General features: G+C 68.6%; 3 protein-coding genes and 2 pseudogenes. 3 read left to right on the top strand and 2 right to left on the bottom strand.

The genetic code is table 11. The annotated features are described in order from the left end of the window. Window positions 1-1,055: 1,055 nt before the first annotated feature. Complete coding sequence (locus tag ACFU5F_RS28390; RefSeq protein ID WP_383892974.1) at window positions 1,056-1,409, bottom strand: cupin domain-containing protein; 354 nt, start codon at window positions 1,407-1,409, stop codon at window positions 1,056-1,058. Window positions 1,410-2,042: 633 nt separating this feature from the next. Here ACFU5F_RS28390 and ACFU5F_RS28385 point away from each other — a divergent pair. Together ACFU5F_RS28385 and ACFU5F_RS28380 are read left to right on the top strand one after the other, a co-directional pair. Then, window positions 2,043-2,942: pseudogene (locus ACFU5F_RS28385) on the top strand (MerR family transcriptional regulator); the annotation flags it as partial. Between the two features lie 204 nt (window positions 2,943-3,146). Then, window positions 3,147-3,425 (top strand): annotated as a pseudogene (locus ACFU5F_RS28380) (dihydrofolate reductase); the annotation flags it as partial. Between the two features lie 348 nt (window positions 3,426-3,773). On the opposite strand, the gene ACFU5F_RS28375 reads toward ACFU5F_RS28380, so the two are convergent. Beyond that, window positions 3,774-4,598, bottom strand: a complete 825-nt coding sequence (locus tag ACFU5F_RS28375; protein WP_383892971.1) for a maleylpyruvate isomerase family mycothiol-dependent enzyme — start codon at window positions 4,596-4,598, stop codon at window positions 3,774-3,776. A gap of 745 nt (window positions 4,599-5,343) precedes the next feature. On the opposite strand from ACFU5F_RS28375, the gene ACFU5F_RS28370 reads away from it, so the two are divergent. Then, complete coding sequence (locus ACFU5F_RS28370) at window positions 5,344-6,105, top strand: ZIP family metal transporter (RefSeq protein ID WP_383892968.1); 762 nt, start codon at window positions 5,344-5,346, stop codon at window positions 6,103-6,105. Window positions 6,106-6,314 lie beyond the last annotated feature (209 nt).

The following is a 6,314-nucleotide window of genomic DNA, read 5'->3' as shown; positions in this document are numbered from 1 at the left end:
CCCGGATCCACCGGTCTCTACGCCTACGACGCCTCCAACTACCGGGTCCCCCCGCGGGCCGTGGTGTTCCCCCGCAGCACCGACGACGTCGTCGCGGTGCTGCGAGCCCGCCCGGGAGGCCGTGCGGAGTCTGGAGACGGCGCGGGCGAGCGTCGCGGCGGTGCATGAGCTGGGTGAGGGGCGCCGGGATGTGGCGACCGTGCCGTCGCAGCGGTGGGGCCGCTGACGAGTCTGGTGAGTGCCTTCAGCCATCGGTGTCCCGGTGGCTGCGTGGCCATCAAAGCCCCGTGGCCGTCCCCGGCGGAGCCTGACATGCGCGACCGACTCATCGTCGTCTACCGCGGCAAACGGCCCCCGCCGGCGCACGACGCGAACGCCTCGCGGACACCGTCTTCGCCACCGATGAGGAACTGCCCTACCTCCTCCCCGGCGCGGGCATCCTCCTCGCCCGGGTGACCGACACCCCGGCCCTCCGGAGGCCTGGCCCGATGATGCTGGCCCGGGGGACGGGGCCGATCGGGCGGGCCATCGCCCGGCTGCTGAGCGCCGTCAGGATGCGCGTGCGCGGCGGGCCGCAGGGCCCGCACGGACGACACCACCGACTTCGGCACGGTCCACGGTGCGAGGACCCTGCCCACCGCGCTGACGGAAGTGGACTACGTCGTCCTGGCAGCACCCCTCACCCAGGACACCCGGGGCATGGCCGACGCCGCCGTGCTCGCCCCATGAAGCCGGGGCGCGGCTGATCAACGTAGGCCGTGGCGCACTCGTCGACGAGGAGGCGCTGGTCGAGTTGTTCCTCGACAATCTCACCCGCCACTTCGAGGACCGTCGGCTGCGCAACGTGGTGGACAAGCGGCGCGGATACGTGGTCGGCGACACGCAGCCCGCATGAAGGCGAGGTAGCACGCGCTCCGGCCGACAGGAGTTTCCGGCCGGAGCGAGAGCTGCGGTTCTGCGACAGCGCACGTCTCAGGACATCGAAGACATGTACCTTCTGGCCGGGCTGCCCTCTCGAGTGGTGGCGCCGGCGATCATGCCCTGCGGCGTCGGTGTCACGACACGATCAGGTAGATCTTGCGCACGGTCTCGATGGTCTTCCAGACACCGACGAAGCCCGGCTTCATGACAAAGCTGTCGCCTGCCTTGTAGACCACCGGCTCGCCGCCTTCCGGAGTGAGTTCGATGACGCCGGAAAGGATGTGGCAGAACTCGAAGAGCTCGCCCTTGATCGAGTGCGTCTCGCCGGGCGTGGCTTCCCATACACCCGTTTTGATCGTTTCGCCGCGGGCGGCGTCCTGGGCCCAGGTCTTGTAGGTCGGGTCACCGGAGATCAGGCGTTCCGGCAGCGGGCCGGACTCCTGGGGCGCGAAGGACGGGTCGGGATCGATGGTCTTCAGGAGCGACATGCTTTTCCTCTACTGGTTCTGGCGTCACGGTTACGGCCCGCAGCAGGCCGGCGAGGCCTCTCACCGGGCAACAAACCTTGTTTCGGGGCGAGTCAGGTCACGCACCGACGGACGGGCCAGGGCCTCGTGGTGCTGTCCGGCCTCCGTCGCCATGGTGGTGACATCCTGTCGATCACAGGTCGCGTCCTGGTGGCCGCCACCTCGGCAAGCACAGGATTGCGCTTGCCTGGGCACGGTGCCCTGACTGTCCTGCGCCGGCGGTGGGCGGGGCCTGTCGCGGTTTTCCGAGTGTCGCCGAGGCCCTCCCACCAGGCACAGGCGTGATCTGTCAGTCGGGGGCACGATCTTCGGACGTTGTGTCAAGCGTGGGGACTGGGAGGCGACCCGACCGTCCCAAGCAGCACCGGACCGCGGCGACCCGGTTCGACAAAGTGGCGGTTCGGTGCGAGGCGACCGTTGAGCGCGCGGCGAATCATCAGCGGCTGTCAACCCTCAGCCTGCGGCCGTTATGGAGGAAGGGTGCATCTTCTTGCTGGAGTTGGCGCGGCGCGGTAGGTAGGGGGTTGCACCTTCCGCAGCGGCATGTGGTCGGGTGGGCTTACGTCCCGATGCCCTGAGGAAAGGTCCCTGCTCATGCGTTCGTCCTTCATGCCACCCCGTCAGGTCAAGATCGGTGACGCGGCGGCCTTCGGCGGCTGCACGCCACGGGCGATTCGCCGTTACCACGAGATCGGGCTGCTCCCCGAGCCTGAACGGGGCGGCGATGACCGCCGCCGCTACGGGTACGAGGACATGATCCGCTTGCTGTGGATTCGCAAGATGGCCGACGCCGGAATCGCCCTGGACGACATCCGTGACGCCTTCACCACCGGCACGGCTTCCGTCGGTGCGGGCAGCGGAGAAGGTATCGAGGGCATCCTGGAGCGGTTGGAGGAAACCCTCGCCGAGCAGGAGGCGGAATTGCGGCGGCAACGGACTTCCGTGCAGCGGATGCGCACCGAAGGCAGCCGGATGGGTCTGCTCTCCGACTTCGTCACCGAACGCCTCAAGAGCCTGCCCGAGGGCTCCCTGCGTCAGGCGGACCTGGACAGTCTGCTGGTCACCGAGCGGATCCTCGGCCCGCTCGGCGCGGCTGTCCAGGCCACCCGCGTCGTCGCCCTGGCCACGCATCCCGCTCTGCGGGAGGAGTCCGACCGCATCGACGACGCCGAGGAGGCACTCGATGACGGTGTCGCCGTCGATGATCCACGGGTGGCTCAAGTGGCGGTCGAACGGCACGCCTTCGAAAGAGCCCTGCAGGCCGTCATCGAGGAGTCCGGCCTGGACAAGGACGACGATGCCCTCTTCGACGCCTGGGACACCTTGCACCCTGCCACCGCCGATGACGAGGCCGACCTCGGCTCCGGCAGGGGGGAGGCTGACTCCATGAGCGTGTTCGAAGCCACCGGCAAGATGCCGTACGACTTCTCCCCAGCCCGCCTGCGCAGTATGGAGCTGGCCGAAGAACTCTCCGCCCAAGACTCACCCGCTACCCAGAACACGGCCTTACGCGGCTCCGGTAGTCGTCGAGCCAGCGGCGCCCTTCGCTCGTGTGCCGGCACGGGGCCGGTACTCGCAGCGGATCCACCCGTCGAAGTCCATCTCCCGCACCACGGCGTGGGCCTCGGCCTGAGTGCTCGGGAAGTATCCGGGCAGGCCACGGCCGTTGATCGGCTCGATCAGGAGGTCGTGGGACTAGAGGCGCCCTTTCACTTCGTCGACGGCGTCGAGGAAGCCGTGGCCAAGGCGCAGGAGTTCGCGGGTGACCGCCTGGTCGACGTCGCAGCTGGCGACGTCGGAGGGCAGGTACTTTCCGCGGGCCTGGTCGACGAGGTGGGTATGGACGTCGTACCCGTCGTGTTCGGGTCCGGCGAGCGCTACTTCGGGCCGGTGCACGCGCAGCACCTGTTGGAGGATCCTGACGCGGTGATGCGGGGCAACCGGGTGCTCCACCTGCGCTACCAGATACGCCGCTGACAGATCTGCGGCAGCGGGCCGACGGCGGAGACCGGGGCGCGAAGCCCACGCGGCTGACGTGAGCCGAAGGCTGTCACGCCAGCACCGACGGCGAGAGAGGACATCCTCCATGAGCGTTCACGTGTCGATCAGAGGGTGGTTGGAGCGCGACGCGGCCCAACTCGCCGCCGTCCAGGAGATCATCTCCTCACACGAAGACAACCGCCACACCAACGGTTGGGCTCACCGCGCCGACACGTCAACGGGGCCCGCTACACATCTTTCGCGGCGCCGACATCCGAGAGTCCGCCCTGAACTGGTTCATCGCACAGATTTGCGAGATCGCCGGGCTTTTCAAGAACGCCATGGTCAGGGTGCGTCGAACAGAGTGGAGAAGCGGGGGGCGAGCCAGGGTTTGCGGCCCCAGGCGAGCACAGCTCCGCGTGCCATGGCCTGCCACGGGCCCAGACGTCCCAGAGCGACGAGGAGGAAGGCGACCGGCTCGGTGAGGATGGTGCAGTCCGAACGCTCCGGCGGGTGAGGAAGCACTTCGACCGTGCCGTCGGTGAACGTGACGCCGAATGTCGCGCCGCCCCGGACGCGCAGGGTGTAACGGGCCGTCAGCGCGGAGGCGGCGGCGACGCGGGGCATCGCCGTCTTCAGGAAGGGCAGGCACAACCCGACCCGCCTCGCGTTGATCATGTGCGGCCGACGCAGCCCGCGGGCGAGATCGTAACCGTGGCCCAGCATGTGAGTCAGCAGGTACGACGCGAGAATGTCCTGGTCCATGGGACCGAGCGGGGTCAGGAGCGTCCGGGCCGCGGTCCCGTCCGCCACGGCTCGGTCCACCGCGTCCAGGAACACGTCGGCCTGCTCCACGATCATCGCGGCCAGCGGTTTCCCTGCGCGCTCGGGGAACTCGACGAGACTCTGCGCATTGGCCGCCGCGATACCCTGCGGCGTGCCGTCCCCGTAGAAGCGTTCCTGGCCGGACGCGAGATCGGCCATCAGACCGTTGGCAAGTGCCAGGTGGGCGGCCGTCTCGCCGACCGTCCACTCCAACCCCGGTACAGGAACGGTCATGTCCTGCGCCCCGTCCAGGAGCGCGGCGATGGCACTGGCGGTCTCCCGTATCGCCTGACCGAGTCCTTCCGGCAGGGAGTCCCTGGTCCTCGTCTGTGTTCCCCGGTCCACGCCGCTCGTTTCTCCTCGTGTCTCCGTGATCACGCACCTGTAGCGCGGTACAGAACCAGACCCACCGATCGGGAGCAAGGGGCGAGGGCCCTGCAGTTTTCGGGACACGGCAGCGGTCTACGGAACCATGCCTTCGCCCGCAGCCGTATCGGGAGTCATGCATGGGAGCGTGGGGAACCGGCCCGTTCGACAGTGACCTCACCGCACACTTCGTCGATGAACTTGAGGGGCTTACTCGCCGCAGTCTTCTGACGTGCTGGAGCGGGCATTCCAGCGAGTCACCGACTCGATGAGAACGCATCGCGATGGGGGAGAACGGCGCCCAAGCCCCTGCTGCCAGCGCTCCGGCCGTCGGCACCCTTCCAGACAGCCCGATCCGGACTGCCCCCGAGGAGTGGCCCGATCGGCCAGGTCGTCGTCGAACCGCCGCTGGATCCTCCGGACCGTACGACTGCCCGTCCAACCCAGCAACACCGCAGGACCACCCCCGGATCATCTACAACAGGGGGAGGTCATGCCGGACCCGAAGGCGCCAGCGGGGAGCAACGAAAAATCCAACGGCGGCCAGGACCAGCGCCGGTGAGCGTGTGACGCGGGGCGTGCGGGAACAGCCTCAGGTGGCCGCCCCTCACCCCCGCCCTGCGTCCTGTGTCGTTCTCTCCTCCTGCGCGGGTAAGTCTCACCTGTTCACTCGGCCGCGTCGGTTGCCCGTTGATCCGTATTCATAACGGGTAGTCGGAGCGGCATGGCGGAAGTGGTAGAGGCTGGACTGTGGGGGTTGGTGGCGGGTTCGGCACTGTTGCTCGGTGCCGCGCTGGGCTATGGGCTGCGGGTGCCGCAGAAGGTGATCGCGACCGTGATGGCCTTCGGAGCCGGGGTGCTCATCTCAGCGGTCTCCTTCGAGCTCGTCGGGGAGGCGTACGAACAGGCAGGGCTTGCCCCAGCGGTCGTCGGCACCCTCATTGGCGCCTCGGCCTACACCGGGGGCAATGTGTGGCTGGCCCGCCGGGGCGCGCGCCACCGCAAGCGCTCCGGTCACGAGCAGGCCAAGGCGCAGCCCTCGGAGGCCGAGCAGAGCGGATCCGGGATGGCGCTCGCGCTCGGCGCTCTGCTCGACGGGGTGCCGGAGTCGGCGGTCATCGGGGTGAGTCTGCTGGACGGCGGGGCGGTGAGTCTGGTGACCGTGGCTGCGGTGTTCATCAGCAATGTCCCAGAGGGGCTGTCCAGTTCGGCGGGTATGAAGAAGGCCGGCCGTGGCCGGGGGTATGTCTTCGGCGTCTGGGCGGCGATCGCCGCGGCCAGCACGGTGTCGGCCGTCTTCGGTTTCACGGTGGTCGGGTCCTTCTCGCCTGCTGTGATCGCCGCAGTGACCGCGGTGGCGGCCGGGGCGATTCTCGCCATGATCGCGGACACGATGATCCCCGAGGCGTTCGAGGAAGCTCACCTGGCCATCGGCCTGATCACGGTGAGCGGCTTCCTCGTTTCCTTCGCTCTCTCTCACGCCTGACCGCCGAGGCTGTAAACGGGTGCACGGTGCGAGGTGCTGTGTGTGACAGGTGCGGCACTGCTCGCCAACCGCCGCCAGGCGCTCATCCCTGACATGCGCGGCATCGCCCTCGCGGTGTGGGCGAAACCCTGACCCGGCTGGAGCGCAGCGAGCCCTGGTGCGAGACCGGCTTCGCTCGCTCCTCGCTGCTGCGCCCTGCCTGCCCCGTG

This window comes from Streptomyces sp. NPDC057438, from assembly GCF_042802995.1.
Classification (GTDB): Bacteria; Actinomycetota; Actinomycetes; order Streptomycetales; family Streptomycetaceae; genus Streptomyces.
This window is presented reverse-complemented; position numbering and strand designations above follow the sequence as displayed.